The organism is Planococcus sp. APC 3906 (genome assembly GCF_030407685.1).
Lineage (GTDB): Bacteria > Bacillota > Bacilli > Bacillales_A > Planococcaceae > Planococcus > Planococcus koreensis.
The window spans coordinates 37,930-53,963 of the sequence record NZ_JASDCW010000005.1 but is presented as its reverse complement, the minus strand read 5'-3'; the positions used below and the strand labels follow the sequence as shown (position 1 = coordinate 53,963).

The 16,034-nt window shown below is 51.8% G+C and carries 14 protein-coding genes; 6 read left to right on the top strand and 8 right to left on the bottom strand.

Going from position 1 to position 16,034, the window contains the following annotated elements; translation table 11 throughout:
- The first annotated feature begins 24 nt into the window (after positions 1 to 24).
- Entirely contained in the window at positions 25 to 1,881 is a 1,857-nt protein-coding gene (locus QMA09_RS04630) for a penicillin-binding transpeptidase domain-containing protein (protein ID WP_290212199.1), read from the top strand.
- 63 nt (positions 1,882 to 1,944) lie between these two features.
- The gene (locus QMA09_RS04625; protein ID WP_290212198.1) at positions 1,945 to 2,259 is read left to right on the top strand and encodes a hypothetical protein; all 315 of its coding nucleotides are present in this window, start codon (positions 1,945 to 1,947) and stop codon (positions 2,257 to 2,259) included.
- 284 nt (positions 2,260 to 2,543) lie between these two features.
- Here QMA09_RS04625 and QMA09_RS04620 read toward each other — a convergent pair whose 3' ends face one another.
- From QMA09_RS04620 to QMA09_RS04605, 4 genes are all read right to left on the bottom strand, one after another.
- Entirely contained in the window at positions 2,544 to 2,933 is a 390-nt protein-coding gene (locus tag QMA09_RS04620; RefSeq protein ID WP_135504051.1) for a hypothetical protein, read from the bottom strand.
- A gap of 16 nt (positions 2,934 to 2,949) precedes the next feature.
- Positions 2,950 to 4,341 (bottom strand): sensor histidine kinase, encoded by a 1,392-nt coding sequence (locus tag QMA09_RS04615; RefSeq protein WP_290212197.1) that lies wholly within the window; start codon positions 4,339 to 4,341, stop codon positions 2,950 to 2,952.
- Positions 4,338 to 5,009 (bottom strand): response regulator transcription factor, encoded by a 672-nt coding sequence (locus QMA09_RS04610; protein WP_290212196.1) that lies wholly within the window; start codon positions 5,007 to 5,009, stop codon positions 4,338 to 4,340. The genes QMA09_RS04615 and QMA09_RS04610 overlap by 4 nt, the downstream gene beginning before the upstream one ends.
- A gap of 66 nt (positions 5,010 to 5,075) precedes the next feature.
- Complete coding sequence (locus tag QMA09_RS04605) at positions 5,076 to 7,175, bottom strand: MMPL family transporter (protein ID WP_290212195.1); 2,100 nt, start codon at positions 7,173 to 7,175, stop codon at positions 5,076 to 5,078.
- Positions 7,176 to 7,607: 432 nt separating this feature from the next.
- On the opposite strand from QMA09_RS04605, the gene QMA09_RS04600 reads away from it, so the two are divergent.
- Entirely contained in the window at positions 7,608 to 8,216 is a 609-nt protein-coding gene (locus QMA09_RS04600) for a type 1 glutamine amidotransferase family protein (RefSeq protein WP_290212194.1), read from the top strand.
- Between the two features lie 45 nt (positions 8,217 to 8,261).
- On the opposite strand, the gene QMA09_RS04595 is transcribed toward QMA09_RS04600, so the two are convergent.
- Both QMA09_RS04595 and QMA09_RS04590 read right to left on the bottom strand, forming a co-directional pair.
- Entirely contained in the window at positions 8,262 to 8,519 is a 258-nt protein-coding gene (locus QMA09_RS04595; RefSeq protein ID WP_290212193.1) for a hypothetical protein, read from the bottom strand.
- 24 nt (positions 8,520 to 8,543) lie between these two features.
- Positions 8,544 to 8,693: a hypothetical protein gene (locus QMA09_RS04590; protein WP_290212192.1), complete on the bottom strand. Its 150-nt coding sequence runs from the start codon at positions 8,691 to 8,693 to the stop codon at positions 8,544 to 8,546.
- 450 nt (positions 8,694 to 9,143) lie between these two features.
- Between QMA09_RS04590 and QMA09_RS04585 the strand changes: the two genes are divergently transcribed.
- The 3 genes from QMA09_RS04585 to QMA09_RS04575 all read left to right on the top strand — a co-directional run bounded on the left by QMA09_RS04585 (position 9,144) and on the right by QMA09_RS04575 (position 14,192).
- On the top strand, positions 9,144 to 10,649 hold the full coding sequence (locus QMA09_RS04585; RefSeq protein ID WP_290212191.1) for a flotillin family protein: 1,506 nt from the start codon (positions 9,144 to 9,146) through the stop codon (positions 10,647 to 10,649).
- A gap of 259 nt (positions 10,650 to 10,908) precedes the next feature.
- Positions 10,909 to 12,843: a fructose-1,6-bisphosphatase gene (locus QMA09_RS04580; protein WP_290212190.1), complete on the top strand. Its 1,935-nt coding sequence runs from the start codon at positions 10,909 to 10,911 to the stop codon at positions 12,841 to 12,843.
- Positions 12,844 to 13,088: 245 nt separating this feature from the next.
- A complete protein-coding gene (locus QMA09_RS04575; protein WP_290212189.1) occupies positions 13,089 to 14,192 on the top strand; it encodes a flavin monoamine oxidase family protein in 1,104 nt (367 codons plus the stop codon).
- 175 nt (positions 14,193 to 14,367) lie between these two features.
- Here QMA09_RS04575 and QMA09_RS04570 read toward each other — a convergent pair whose 3' ends face one another.
- A complete protein-coding gene (locus tag QMA09_RS04570) occupies positions 14,368 to 15,126 on the bottom strand; it encodes an alpha/beta fold hydrolase (protein ID WP_290212188.1) in 759 nt (252 codons plus the stop codon).
- A 107-nt stretch (positions 15,127 to 15,233) separates the two neighbouring features.
- The gene (locus QMA09_RS04565) at positions 15,234 to 16,025 is read right to left on the bottom strand and encodes a putative hydro-lyase (protein ID WP_290212294.1); all 792 of its coding nucleotides are present in this window, start codon (positions 16,023 to 16,025) and stop codon (positions 15,234 to 15,236) included.
- Positions 16,026 to 16,034 lie beyond the last annotated feature (9 nt).

Here is a 16,034-nt window from a genome sequence, read left to right as displayed (position 1 = left end):
ACTAAGAAGAAAAGGGGTGACGGAATGGAAAAAAAGATGAGAGCCATCATTTTACTTTTATTCGTCCTAATCCTGTCCGCCTGCCAAGACGAGCCGCAGCCCGCGCCAGAAGCGGAGCCGGAAGAAGAAACGGTGCAGGTGTCAGAAGAGCAGATTGCTGCAGAAACGCGGCTCACCGAATTCATCGAGCTGTGGCAGCAAAAAGATTTCGCGCGGATGTACGATGCGTATTTGAATGAAGGCACGAAAGCGGCGTTCGGCAAAGAGCTTTTTGTCGATTGGCAGCAAGAGCTCCATAGCGAGCTGGCCATCCAGAATCTTGCTGTGAATGTTAGCGAGCCTGCGGCAGACGCCGAATGGAGCCGGGAGCTGCCGGCTGATTTCAAGCTGCAATTGGCGATGGACAGCGCAGGCGGTCCGGTCGAGTTCACGAAAACGATGAGCTTGCTGTATGAAAACAGCGATTGGTTCATCGAATGGGACCCGTCATTCATTTTGCCGGGGCTCGAGCGGGGCGATACGGTTTCGGCAGTGAAAGAATTGGCGCCGCGGGCTGATATTGTCGACCGCAACGGCAAAGGCATCGCCGTCAACGCGGTCGGCTATGAAGTGGGCGTCATCCCGGAGAAATTCGATGAGCAACGCATCGCCGACGTTGCCGCATTGCTCGACATCACGCCGGCTGAAATCAACGACAAGCTCGGAAAAAGCTGGGTGCAGCCGAATTTCTATGTGCCGCTTGCCATTATCCGCGAAGACCAGGCTGTGCTGGACCAGCTGTTCGCCATCCCTGGCACGGTGCGCAATAAACTGACCTTGCGCAGCTATCCATATGGCGAGCCGCTGTCGCACATCTCCGGCTTTGTCGGACCGATTACGGCGGAGCAATTGGCCGAGCGCAAAGGCACGGGCTACGAAACCGATGACGTCATCGGCCGCCGCGGCTTGGAGGAAAGCTTCGAAGACGAATTGCGCGGCGTCACCGCCGGCCGTATCCTGATCAAAAAAGCGAACGGCGGCGAAACCGTCACAGCGTCGGAACGGGAAGCGGCGCAAGGCGAAGCCTTGAAGCTGAGCCTCGATGCCGTTCTGCAAAACCGCATTTATAACGCGATGGATGGAAAGTCGGGCGCAGCCGCAGCGATTGATCCGAAAACCGGCGAAGTACTAGCACTCGTCAGCTCGCCGGGCTTCGATCCGAACCTGTTCATTCCGAATATCGCCCAGAGCCGCTACCGGGAGCTCGCGAACGATCCGCGCCTCGTGTTCTTCAACCGTTTCGCCGCGGCCTATACGCCTGGCGCTGCATTGAATCCGCTCCTCACGGCAGCTGGATTAGAAGCGGGCACCGTAGAGCCTGATGCGACGAATAAAACCTTGCGCGCCACCGCGAATAATCTATACGACTCGCAATTGCAGGCGCAAGGGAGCGAAGCATTCGCCAAACGTTTAACGGATTTCGGTTTCGGCGAAGCGATGCCGTTCACCATCGAACTGACACCGTCGACGCTGTCCCTAAACGGCGCGCCAGGTTCTGCAGGCCAGGTGCAGGCAAACATCCTGCATCTCGCAGCTTTGTATACAGCGTTCCAAAATGGCGGTGCTGTCTATGAGCCGACACTCCTTGCAGGCGAAACGCCTAAAGTCTGGATAGATAGCGTCATCAGCGAAGCGAACATCGAGCCGCTTCAAGCCGCAATGCGCGAATCGCTCGACGGCTTCACCGGATCGCTCAGCCTCATCAAAGCGCAAGGCAACGAAAACGGCCTCTTCATCGGCTACCCGACAGAAGAACCGCCATATGTCCTCGCGTTGCTGATTGAAGATGTTGAAAATGAAGATGCTGTAGCACAGAAAGTGGAAGAGATCTTCAACAAGTGATGTCCGTTTAAAGCGCGCGCCTGGAGGGCGCGCTTCTTTTGTGCAAATAGGTTTTCAAACGCGTTGGAAGCGTATTTCTCCGCTAATGGGGCGTATTTCCGCCGTTGCGGAGCGTATTTCTTCTCTATCAGAGCGTATTTTCAATACAATGGGGCGTATTCGGCAAAGATCATAAGAAAAGAAGAAAACGCTGAAGTGTTAGCTGGAGATTTTAATCGCGCGCCTATAAGGCGCGCTTCTTTTGTGCAAATAGGTTTTCAACCGCGCTGGAAGCGTATTTCACCGCTAATGGGGCGTATTTCCGCCGTTGCAGAGCGTATTTCTTCTCTATCAGAGCGTATTCAACTTGCTATGGGGCGTATTCGGCAAACTTCATAAGAAAAGAAGAAAACTCTTAAGGGATAGCTAGAGATTTTAATCGCGCGCCTGCAGGGCGCGCTTCTTTTGTGCAAATAGGTTTTTAACCGCGGTAGAAGCGTATTTCTCCGTTAATGGGGCGTATTTCCTCCGTTGCAGAGCGTATTTCATCCCTATCAGAGCGTATTTCCAACGCAATGGGGCGTATTCCAGCCGCACGCTTAATCGCACGCCCGAAAACCTCAGAATGCCAAAACAAAAACCCGCTCTCGGCACAAAATGCCGAGAGCGGGTTTGCTGTAAAGCTATTCTTTTTCCGTCAGGAACGTGATCACTGCGAACAGCAGGAACGCCAGCAGCAATAGCGTACCGCCGACGATGAACAGCACGAGGACGAGCGTATCGCTCAGATTGAACGGGTTCAAATTGTACATCCACATGCCGGCGGTCAGGCCGACTGCGCCGACCATCGCGAGGATGCTGTGGAAGGCGACGAGCTTTTTGTATTTGATCGTGTAGACGCGGTAGAAAATGCCCCAGGCGAAAACCGAAAGCCAGCCGACCAGTAGAATATGCGCATGGATCGGGCGCAAGGCATAATCCATCTGCCCCGCCATGTGCGATCCAAGATAAGTGCCCAGAAAGCCGAAGATGGCTGAGAACTGGATCAAACGTAAACTCCAAACTTTTTCCATAATTTAAATCCTCCAATTATCTTTTTAAAGGTGTCTGCGGCAAACGTAGCGTGAATACGCTGCCTTCGCCGAGTGTGCTTTCGGCTTCGATCGTGCCGTGGTGCAGCTCGGCGATTTGCTGGACAATCGATAAGCCGAGCCCGGTGCCGTCTTTTTTGCGTGCAGCATCTCCCCGGTAAAAGCGGTCGAATAGCTGCGGCAGGGCGTCTTGTGCAATGCCGGCGCCTGTGTCTTTGAACGACACCACGGCGCCGGACTCGTCCGAACGCAACGAAATCTCGATGCTGCCCCCGGGTTTATTGTATTTAATGGCATTGGTCAATAAATTATCCCAGACGTTTTCCAGCAATTCGGGATCGCCGCGGAAAAGGGTGGGAGCGAGGTGGTAAGATAGGTTGATGTCTTGTTCCTCAAGGCGCCATCGGTATTTCTGGACGGCGCTCTTCAATTGCTCATCGAGACTGAATTTCTTCGTTTTCATGGGATACGCGCCTTGGTCGAGCGATGTCAGCAGCAATAATTGCCGCGTCAGACTCGACAGCCGCTTCGCTTCCTGGTCGATGATCGATGTATAGGACAGGCGATCGGAGTCCGGCAAATCGGGTGATTTCAAGAGATCAGCGTAGCCTTGGATGTTCATGAGCGGCGACTGGAAATCGTGCGATACGTTGCTGATGAACGATTTGCGTGCCAGGTCATTGTGCTTGAGCTGGTTCTGCATCAAGTTGAAGCTTTCCGACAGCTGGCCGATTTCGTCGTTGCGCCGGATGTCCAAAGGATAGCTGTAGTTCTCGCGCGCGATATGCTTCGTCGCTTCGGTCAGCTGGACAATCGGCCGCGTCAATTGGCGCGCCATCCACAGCATGCCGATGATGATGACGAGCGCAATCGCTGCGACAAAGCCGATCAGCACCGAATGGATATCGGTTGCCACGAGCTTCGTGTCCGGCCGGATGAACAAACCGTATTGCTCGCCGCCGAGTTCGAAGGGGACGCCGACCGTGTTGTGCAATTCATTGGTGAAATGGCCGATCATGAAAATCTGGTCCGTGAAATTATCCAAGCCGGTGTAGATGGACCGGTCCGTCAGCACGCGGTTCGCTTCATCTGGAAACGCCGTGTCATCGAATGGTTCGCCGAAGAAGGTCTTGTTGCCGGAGCTGTCGACGAGCGCAATCTGGTAGCCGAGTTTTGCGACAGCTTCCAAATAGCTGTCGAAGCCTGCTTCCGAGTACGGCACCATTTGGAGCGTGCCAACGATTTCTTCAGCGATGGCGACGTTCTGCTTGATGGTTTCGTTTTTCGTCACCGTCAAATAAAAGAAATTCGCCATGGTGAAGCCGACCAGAATGCTGATGAACAGAATAAACAGCGTTGCGACGGTGAATTGCCGGTATAAGGTCTTCATTTCGGGGCCTCGAGCTTATAGCCGATGCCGCGCAGCGTATGGATTTCGACGTTGGCGCCGTAGCGTTTCAGCCGGTCGCGGATGCGGTTGATGTGGGTGTTGAGCGTCATTTCATTGCCTTCGTGCTCTTCGCCCCACACATAATCCATGAGCAGGCTGCGCGGAGTGGCCTGGTTGGCGCGCGACACCAGAAGCGACAGCAATTCGAATTCCTTCAGCGGCAAGATCAGGATTTCATCGCCGATCGCCACTTCGAAGTTCCGGCGGTTGATCGACAAATTGCCAGCTTGCAGGTGCTCCTGGACCGAACGCTCGGAGCGCCGCAGCACCACTTTGACGCGGAACAATAATTCCTTCGGCTCGAACGGCTTGATGACGTAATCCTCGGTGCCCGACAAGAAGCCTTTTTCCTTGTCTTCAAGCTGGTCTTTGGCCGTCAAGAGAATGACCGGGATGCCGAGCTCGCGCGTCAGGACCCGGGTCAGCTCGAAGCCGTCCATGCCGGGCATCATGACGTCGACGATGGCGAGATCGACCATTTCTTCTTCGAGCAGCAGCAGCGCAGCATCCGCGTCGCTTGCCCGCAGCACCTTATAGCCTTCATTTCCTAAATGGATCGCCACCAATTGCTGGATATACAGATCGTCGTCCACGACAAGAATTTTCATGCGGTTTCCTCCCCATCAAAAGGAAGCCTTGAAATGCGGCTTCCCGTTGTCTTTAGTATGCAGGGTTTACTGATCTTTTTCAAAAAACAATATCAACGCCGGCAGCAGCAAGCCGCGCACCAGGAACGTATCGATCAGGATGCCGATCGACACCATGAAACCGAAAATGAACAAATCGGCGATCGGCATCGTCGTCAGCGCCGCAAACGTCGCAGCGAGGATGATGCCGGCGCTTGAAATCACGCCGCCTGTATTGCGGATGGCAATTTCGAGCGCGTCCTTGACCCGCCGCGTTTTCCGTTCTTCGATAAAGCGCGACACCAGAATGATGTTGTAATCGATGCCGAGTGCGACCAGGAAGATGAACGCGTAAACCGGTACGCGGGTGCTGATCGCCTCAAAGCCGAACAACACATCGACCAGGAAAATGCCTAGGCCAAGCGCTGACAAATAGGAGAATAAAATCGTCGCCATCATATAAAATGGCATTTTCCACGAACGCGTCAGTGCAAACAGCAGCACAAGGATCAATAACGTCTCAAGCGCCACAATCTTGTAAATGTCGCTGTTGTTAACGGCGCGTTCATCGGCAAGCTTCGGTGTGATGCCGCCGAAATGCGCTTCACCGTCAATGTCCGCAGCTTGGAGCAGCGAACCGCTGTCGGCGCGCAAGTCTTCCATGAAATCGAGTGCTTCCACTGAATACGGATTGAGCGACAGCGCAATGCTGTATGTCACCGCTTCGCCGTTTTCAGTTTGGTCCGACAAGCGTGCAGAGGCTATTTCGTCATATGCGGTCAGCTCTTCACTTAGAGCCGCAGCCGCTTCTTCTGTAATTGGCTCATCGCTTTCGACGAGTAGGGTGGAAGGGGCGAGTTCGCCTTTGTCGAATTTCGATTCGACGATTTCATAGCCGACGCGGGAAGGCAAATCTTCCGGGAAGGATTTCACCGTATCGAATTCAAATTCCAAGTTGATGATGTTGATGGCCGAAACCAGCAGCAGAATGGCGACAAGGCCACCCGATAACAACGGCTTGTTGACGACGAATTTCGCCACCGGCCCCCAGATGCCGTGCTTCATTTCTTTGGCCTCGCCATATTTCGGGACTTTCGGCCAGAACGCTTTGCGGCCAAAAAGGGTGAACAACGCCGGAATCAGCGTGATGGACGCAATCATGATGACGAAAACAGCTGTGCCGAAAATCGGCGCGAAATTCGAGTAGTCACGGAAATCCGCAAAAAACAGCACGAGCATCGCGGCCAGCACGGTGCCGCCGGCGAAGAATACCGGTTCACCGGTAGCGCGCATGGCGTATTTCATTGCTTCAAATTTGCTTTCGTAATGGTTCAATTCCTCGCGGAAGCGCGAGAACACGAACAACGAATAATCGATGACCGCTGCGAACAGCAGAATGCTCATAATCGATGTCGTCTGGCTCGTCAGCTCCAATCCGCCAGCCCCCATGAAAGCGAGCGTCTGGTTGACGACCTGGTAGACGATAATTGTTGCCAGCAGTGGAATGACCGCCAAGAGCGGCGAGCGATAAATAACAATCAGCAGCACCAAAATGATCAGCACAGTTGCGATCAACAGCACAAAATCCGCTTGCTCGAATAATTTCACGGTGTCGCCCGCAATGCCTGCGGGGCCGGTGATGTAGAATTCCATTCCATCAAAATCAGCGGCGATATCGCGGCCGATTTCCGACGCTTCGTCGTTGATTTCCGCGAAGTCGGCACTGCCGAGCCCTGCTTCGAGCGCCATCGGCACAATCATCGTTGTGCCGTCTTCCGAATAAAAGCCTTCCAAAGCAGGCGGCGGCAATTGGCTGATGTCGACAATCGACTCGACGCCATCAAGCTCAGCTGCCGTGATACCAGCCAGAATTTCCTGGACAGCTTCTAACTGCACATCGCCTTCGGGGTTATGGAACACGAGGATGCCCGGAGTCCCTTGGTCGTTCGGGAAATATTCCTCCAGTTTTTGATCCGCGATGATCGACTGGGCGTCATCCGGCAGCGACTGGAAGTTCGCCACTTTATAATCGTTTAAGGTCGGGCCCATGCTGAGGCCGATCATCAAGACGAACCAGACGATGATCGTAATCCACATGCCCCGTTTCGTGGAGACCCAATCGGTGATCGGGTTTAAGAATTTGTTCATGCGTGACACTCCTTTTTCTCTATTGCTATCGAAATCATCATAGCGGACGAATATAAATTGAATATCAATTTTCAGTGGCGAAGACATTGGCCGAAGTATGCGAGGCCAAGTCTTTGCGACGAAGCAGCGAAGCGATGCAGGAGCAGTAGAATTTACTCGCAGTTTTGCGGCTCAGATTGCGTCCCCGAGCGTATTTCGGCGCTAATGGGGCGTATTTCAGCTCTTGCCGAGCGTATTTCGACCCTTATCGAGCGTATTTCACACGCAATGGGGCGTATTCGTCAGCGCGTGCCTAAAAGGCGCGCTTCTTTTAGGCAAATAAGCTTTTCCGCCCTTAGAAGCTTATTTCAATAGGAGCAAAATGCTATAATGCGAAGTAAATAGAAGATTCAGCCAGAAGAAGATTGAATTTAGTGAAAAGGGGATGTTCGGATGAAGTTGGAGGAAGTTTTGTTTGTCGTATTGGATGAGTATGCGGATTGGGAAGCGGCTTCGCTTGCGGCGGCGTTGAACGAGAAGCCGGAACAAGGCGAGCAGCGCTATTGTGTGAAGACGGTGTCGCTCAGCAAAGAACCGGTGCGTTCGATCGGCGGCTTCCGTACGCTGCCGGATTATGCGCTCGACGAAATCGGCGACGATTTTGCAGGCGTCGTGCTGATCGGCGGCAATTCGTGGCGCAAAGAGGAAAGCAAAGCGGTGATGGAACTCGTGCAAAAAGCGCTCGATGCCAATAAAGTCGTCGGCGCGATTTGCGACGCGTCCGTTTTTCTTGGCATGAACGGCGTGTTGAACGATGTTCGCCATACGAGCAACCAGTTGGCGGAACTGAAAGAGGCATCGGCGGAAAACTATACGGGCGAGTCTGATTACGCGGAGCAGCAAGCGGTGCGCGACGGCAAGATCGTCACGGCGAACGGATCAGCATTTCTCGAGTTCGGCAAAGAGATGATGGAAGCGCTCGAGTCAGCGCCACAAGCAGAAATTGATGAATGGTACGAGTTTTTCAAGAGCGGATATCATGAATTCATGAAAAAGCGTTAAAGAAAAAAACCGCAGTCGAGTGACTGCGGTTTTTGTGTGGGCAAATTAATTGAAGTGGCAGCGGTGCCGGTCTTCTTTTTTTACATAGAAATCGTATTGAACTTTGCTGGCAGAAGAGTTGCTTGCCAAAGGGATGTTGCTTTGCCCGGTAGCACCGAAGCTTGTGTCATTCATCTTCTGCACAAGGTCGTATGGAATTTCTTGTGCATCGAATTGGCTGACAGCCCGGTCGCGCATTTCCTGGCCGAATGCAGTGTGGACCAAATACTTCTTTTTGAGAAACAAAAATCGGAACAACCCCATGTCGGACCAAGCCCCTTTCTAAAACTATTTCCTGCGCAGCTCTTCAGCAATTTCTTTCAAAAGAGCATTGCGTTCTTTCCCTTGTTTCAAAAAAGCGAAAACGATATAAACCCCGACGCCAATAAAAATAAAATTAAATAAGAGCGGAAATAACATTAAAAAATCTCCAGCCATGAATAAACCCCCTTTTCCTGTAATACGGAACAGTAGGGGAAACGTTTCAAAACAGTTTCTATTGCGCCAGCCTATCACCTCGTTTCTTTTGGATTGAATCGCGGAGGGGAGTATTTCAATAGGATTTATTCGTGAACGCACCTGACACCCGAAGTTTCGCACCTCAGGTCGAATAAACGCACCTCGCGAAGGAAGTTTCGCACCTCAGCATCAAAAAAACGCACCTCAAACCAGAAGTTCCGCACCTCGCCCCGGAAGCCACATGACTTCGCCGCCTATAATCCGTTTGCAATTTCTGTAAAAACATTCCCTTTTTTGAAACATTTAGACAAGTCATCCGTATACATACTATAGGCCACAATCTCACACGCAAAGCAGTACATAGCAAGAACCGAGGAGTGGCGTATTGGGGGAACGGCAACTATTCGATCAAAGGGGAGTGGAAGCACGATGGAATCATTAGGCATCATTTCAGTCATTATCGCGTTGCTGATCATTGCAGCGATTGCAGGCGTGGGGTATTTCTTCTGGATGAAAATCCGGTACCGCACCGCCAAATCCAATGAAGCATTGATCATCACGGGACCAAAATTGGGAGACCCGACGAAAGACACGAACATCTTCACAGACGACGAAGGGCGCTCGATGAAAATCATCCGGGGCGGAGGCTATCTGCTGAGACGCTTCCAGACTTCGACGCCTGTCAGCTTGACGTCTTTCCAGCTGAAGCTTGCAACTCCGCGCGTCTACACGAACGCCGGTGTGCCAATCGTTGCGGACGCCGTAGCGATGGTGAAAGTGGCGGATACGCTGAACGGCATCGCCAATTACGCCGAGCAGTTTTTGGGCAAAAAGCAGGAAGAGATCGAGACTGAAATCATCGAAGTGCTCGGTTCCAATTTGCGTGCGATCTTGTCGAAGATGACTGTTGAAGACATCAACAGCGACCGCGAAAAATTCAATACGGATGTCCAGGATATCGCCCAGAAGCAGCTTGACTTGATGGGCTTCAAGATCACCTCACTCGGCTTGACCGATTTGCGCGACGCCGATGAAAACAACGGCTATCTTGAGAATCTGGGACGGCCGCGGATAGCGGAAGTGCGCAAGCTCGCTGAAATCGCCGAGGCGAACACCGAGCGCGAGACACGGATTCACCGTGCGCAAACTGACCAAGAAGCGAAAGAGGAAGAATACAAGCGCCAGATTTCCACGGCGGAATCGAGAAAAGAGAAAGACTTGAAAGACGCTGCTTTCATGGAAGAAACCGAGCGGGCGCGTGCGAAATCCGAGCAATCGTATGAACTGGAAAAAGCCAAGCTCGCGATGGAAATCCAGGAAGAAGAATTGAACATGCAGTTCATGGCGCGGGAACGTGCCGTTAAACTCGAAGAAGAAGAAAGCAAAGTGCGTAAAACAAAAGCCGATGCGACGTTTTACGAAACGACGCGTTCCGCTGAAGGGGATGCCCGCCGAGCGGTCATCGACGGCGAAGCGAAAGCGAAGATCAAGCGCGAAGAAGGTGCGGCAGAGGCCGAAGTCATCCGTGAGCGCGGTAAAGCGGAAGCTGAATCCCGTAAATTGCTTGCAGAAGCGATGGAAGAGCATGGCGATGTCATCATCACTGAAAAACTGATCGATATGCTGCCGGTCTTTGCAGAGAAAGTCGCATTGCCGCTGAGCAACATCGAGTCCGTGAAAATCATTGATTCCGGCAATGGCCAAGGCATTCCGTCGTTCGGCCGGAGCGTTACGAAAACGATGGTCGACATGCAGGAACCGCTGAAGGAAATGACCGGCATCGACATCGGCGATTTGCTGAAGTCCTACGTCAACCGCAACAACCAGCCGGCTGCTCAAGCACCGGTGGCGACAATGCCGGCTGTGCAGGAAGAAGTCGTTTCTTCGAGTGAAGGCGAGTTCACAGAAGACGGGGTTGCTAACACCGAGCGTTAAGAATCTTATGAAGAAAATAAAACCAAAGGCTGCTGCTTGCTAGTAGTTGCCTTTGGTTTTTTTGCTTGCAGTTTCCACTTTTCGGACGCAATTCCCATCATTTTCAAAAACAGTTCACGCAGCCACGTAATTTGCACTAGAGCGTTTCAGCAAACTCCTATAAACTGAAGATACAGAGAAAAATTCTTTGGGTGACCGGATTGATGCTTTAAGAACGGGATTGTCTTTATTGGAAATACGAAGGGGAAGGGGATTTCTGATGTTAGATGAAAAGTACTTGAATTTATTAGCGGAAAAATACGACTGCGAAGAAAAAGTGGCGACTGAAATCATTAACCTGGAAGCGATACTGGATTTGCCGAAAGGGACGGAGCATTTTGTCAGTGACTTGCACGGCGAGTATCAGGCGTTCCAGCATGTGCTGCGCAACGGTTCCGGCAATGTGAAAGTGAAAATCCGGGATCTCTTTGAAGGGGAAATGCCGGAAGAAGAGCTCAACGAATTCGCGACATTGGTGTATTACCCGGAAGAGAAATTGCAATTGATCAAAAGCGAATTCACCAGCAAAACGAAATTGCGGGAATGGTACGTCGAAACCATCGAGCGCCTGTTGAAACTGGTTGCTTATGCATCTTCGAAATACACCCGTTCGAAATTGCGCAAAGCGCTGCCGAATCAATTCTCCTACATCATTGAAGAGCTGCTGTACAAGACGGACGAGTTCACGAACAAGAAGGAATACTACGAGAAAATGGTCGAGCAAATCATCGCCCTGAACCAAACCGATAAGCTGATCATCGGCCTGGCGTATACGACACAGCGATTGGTTGTGGATCATCTTCACGTTGTCGGCGATATTTACGACCGCGGCCCAGATCCGCATAAGATTGTCGATACGCTCATCGATTACCATTCGGTGGACGTCCAGTGGGGGAACCACGACGCCCTGTGGCTTGGTGCTTATGCCGGATCGAAAGTGTGCCTCGCGAACATCGTCCGGATCTGCGCGCGCTACAACAATCTGGACATTATCGAAGACGCCTATGGCATCAACTTGCGGCCGCTTGTGAACCTGGCTGAGAAATACTACGAGGACAATCCGGTTTTTCGTCCGAAGCGGATTTCCGATGAGCCATTGACGGATCAGGAACAGCTGCAGATTACCAAGATCCACCAAGCGATTTCCATCATCCAGTTCAAACTGGAAAGCCCGATCATCAAACGCCGAGCATGCTTTGATATGGAAGACCGCTTGCTGCTGGAGAAGGTTGATTATGCGAATGAAGAAGTCACGCTCAACGGCACCACGTACAAGCTGGAAAACACGTGCTTTGCAACGGTCAACCCGGAGCGGCCGGAAGAATTGTTGGAAGAAGAAGCACAAGTGATGGACAAGCTGCTATTTTCGATTCAGCATTCGGAAAAACTGGCGCGCCATATGAATTTCCTCATGAAAAAAGGCAGCTTGTATACGCGCTATAACGGCAATCTGCTGATCCACGGCTGCATTCCGCTGGAAGAAAACGGCGACATGAAAGAAATGGAGATCGAAGGCAAAACTTACGCGGGCCGCGAGCTGCTCGATGTTTTCGAACATTACCTGCGCTATGCCTTCGCCCATCCGGAAGAAACCGATGATTTTGCGACTGATATGGTGTGGTACCTGTGGACAGGCGAAAATTCCTCGCTCTTCGGCAAACGGGAAATGACAACGTTCGAGCGTTACTTTATCAAAGAAAAAGAAACGCATAAAGAACGGAAAAATCCGTATTACCATTTGCGGGAAGACGAGGGAATGTGCCGCAAGATGCTTGCGGAATTCGATTTGAATCCCGATTACGGACGCATCATTAACGGCCATACACCGGTAAAAGAAATCGACGGTGAAAATCCGATTAAAGCGAACGGCAAAATGATCGTCATCGACGGCGGTTTTTCCAAAGCCTATCAATCCACTACTGGAATCGCGGGCTACACTTTGCTCTATAATTCCTTCGGCATGCAGCTCGTCGCGCACCAGCACTTCAGTTCGAAAAAAGAAGTGTTGAGCAATGAAACCGACGTATTGTCAGTAAAACGGCTGGTTGACGAAGAATTGGAACGGAAAAAAGTGCGGGAAACGAATATCGGGGAAAAGTTATTGCAGGAAATTGCTGACTTAAGAAACTTGAGAAAGCACCGGTATATGAAGTGAATATATAGGAAGTAAAAAGCACAGTCGGCGATTCTTAGCCGACTGTGCTTTTGGTTTGGAATGTTTTTCTGATTCGATGACTGGACAGTAAAGAGCATGGGAAGTTGAATAATGGGTTTATTGGGTAGCTGCGGTGTAAAATATGAATTGTTGGAAATGATCCGAAGCATTTAGATTTTTTTATTTCCCCAAAATAGAAATTCCGCATACGGAAGCGGAACATGAAAGCGAAAGGAGTGGGAACCGTGGACAATCCTGTTATTATTATCGGCGCTGGGCTGAGTGGACTTTATGCAGCCTCGCTGCTGATTGAGCGCGGCATTACATGCAAAGTGCTGGAGGCAAGAGACCGTGTGGGCGGCCGTGTATTGACCGCGCAGGCTGCCGGCAAAGAAGAGCTGGGCCAATTCGATTTGGGCCCGACCTGGTTCTGGCCTCAATACGAGAAAACCATTGCCCGATTAATTGAAAGCCTGAAGCTGGAGACGTTTGACCAGTACGCGGCCGGCGCAATGCTTTCCGAGCGGAACGAGCACGGTCCGCCGGCGCGCTATGTCTTGCCGGAAGGCGCGGCTGAAAAATCTATGCGAATCAAGGGCGGTGTTCAGTCGCTGATTACAGCCATTGAGTCTGCGCTTCCGCCAGGTACGGTTGAGCTGGAAACACGCGCAACAGCTATTCGTATGAATGAAACAGGCTCGATTACAGTTGAAGCAAGTTTCGGTGACGGAGAGCGAAAAGAAATTCCGGCAAGCCAGGTCATATTGGCATTGCCGCCGCGGATTGCCGCGAAGCACATTGAATTCTCCCCTGCACTCCCTGCAGATCTGATGAGGGAGCTCGCCGAAACGCCGACATGGATGGCCGGGCAGGCGAAAGTCATTGCGGTCTATGAGCGTCCTTTTTGGAGAGAATCCGGTCTTTCCGGCTTTGCGACGAGTTGGGTCGGACCTCTGCAGGAAATTCACGATGCTTCTCCTTCCCAAGGAGCCGGCGCGTTATTCGGCTTTTTCGGCATGCCGGCAGAAACGCGGCGCGGACTGGAAGAAGAGCAGCTCTTGGAAATGGTCACGGATCAGCTGGCCCGATTATTTGGTCCGGCTGCCAAAAATGCGACTTCCATCTTGTACAAGGATTGGTCCAGCGACGCGGAAACGGCTGTGAAGGCTGACAGCATTCCACTCCGGGAGTTTCCGGCATATGGAAAGCTGCTGGCGGACGGGGCGTGGAAAAAGAAGCTGATTTTTGCCGGTACGGAAACGAGCGAGCAATTCGGGGGCCATCTTGAAGGTGCACTGCAAGCAGCGGAGCAGGCAGTTTCGGAAATCCAGGAAGAAAAAAGAACGTAGTACATTCGTGAAACATGATGCCGGATAAAATCGGAACAGTGCATGTTGATTTCCCATTAGTGCACGATGAATGTCGCGCAGTGCATGTTGATTTTTCCCGAAGTCATGTTAACTTCAAAATAGCGCTTGTTAACGAAAAATCTGACTATCCAAACCTGCATAACCATTTCCCTATTCAGAAATTCTTTGTACCAGCATCCTGGTGAACCAACCACTCCCTCAACATCCGATTAAACAACTGCTCTTGCTGCACAGGCCAATCATGGTGAGCGCCGGGGATTAGCTTCCCGACGGCAGTTGGCATGAAATGCGGAGCGAGTTCAACGGATTCCAGAATGCCGCGCGATTCTTTATCGCCCGCAGCAAAAAGACAGGGAGCGGCAATATCCGCGTAGGATTCATTCAGGCGAAACTGCATGATTTCTTTCCAGATCGTTTCATAGGTTTTGGGGGTCAATAGCTGGTAATTCGTGATGAAATCAGCGATTTTATCCGGAGGCAAATGGTAATGCTCACGGGCTAGTTTAGCGAGATACCGCTCATTTTGAATGCCTCGCTGAACAAGCCGGGATTGCATTTTCAGCAAGAATTGAAAATGCATGGGTTTGGCGGTGATGCCGCTGATGAAGAGACTGAGGACCTTTTCAGGGTATCGCTTCGCTATTTCCAAAGCCACATGGCCGCCGAGCGAAATTCCGACAATGTGGACCTTTCGGTTTTTAATCACGTGCTTGGCAATTAAATCGGTGGTATCCGCTACACTTTTCCATGGAGTTGAAACACTTTTCCCGTGTCCCGGCAAATCGGCCAGGATGACTTGATAATCCGGGAATGCGGCAACTTGCTGCCACCACATCCAGCGGCTCGCCCCAAGTCCGTGGAGAAAGAGAATGGCATCGGTTCCGTTAAATTCCGTCTCTGTAAAATCAATCATGGCAAAGAACCCCCTAATATGCGTCATCGAAGAACCCTCTGTATTGAATGCGGAGAAGATCTGTATACCAAAAAGCACTGTTTCCGAAAGGGGAAACAGTGCTTTGTTTACATCACGCCGACACTTTCCGTTTTAATGTCCGTGATGAACATATGGCCCGGTGCATGGGTGATCATGAATGGCGGTTTGACATGGGCTGCGACTGCTTGCGGCGTGACGCCGCACGCCCAGAACACAGGAACTTCTCCTTCTTTGACCGTGACGCTGTCGCCGTAATCCGGCTGATCCAGATCGGTGATGCCAATGCTGCTGGGATGGCCGATATGGAGCGGAGCACCGTGGACAGTCGGGAAGCGGCTCGTCACCTGGACTGCGCGCACCAGATCTTTTTCCGCCACCGGCCGCATGCTGACAACCGTCGGCCCTTCGAAGCGGCCGGCTTTCACGGTCGGAATTGAGGTTTTGTACATCGGGACATTGCGGCCTTCCTCATTATGGCGCATGGGGATGCCGTTTTTCACCAGCGCTTCTTCAAACGTGAAGCTGCAGCCAATCAGAAAAGCGACCATGTCATCCTGCCAGAGTTCGGTGATGTCGGTCGGCTTCTCAGTCAATTCCCCGTTCCGGTACACATGGTAGCGGGGGATATCGCTGCGCAGATCGGCAGAAGGCGCGGACAGCGACGGGGTATAGGAACCGGGATCTGTGACATCGATCAGCGGACAGGATTTCGGATTGCGCTGGCAGAACAGCAGAAACTCGAACGCCATGTCTTTTGGAAGGATGACAAGATTCGTTTGAAGAAAGCCGTTTGCCAAGCCGGATGTCGGTTTGTCCCAATTGCCTTGGCGGATTGCCTGGCGGATTTCATCCGTTGTGGCGTTCATCATATCATTCATCATTTATCC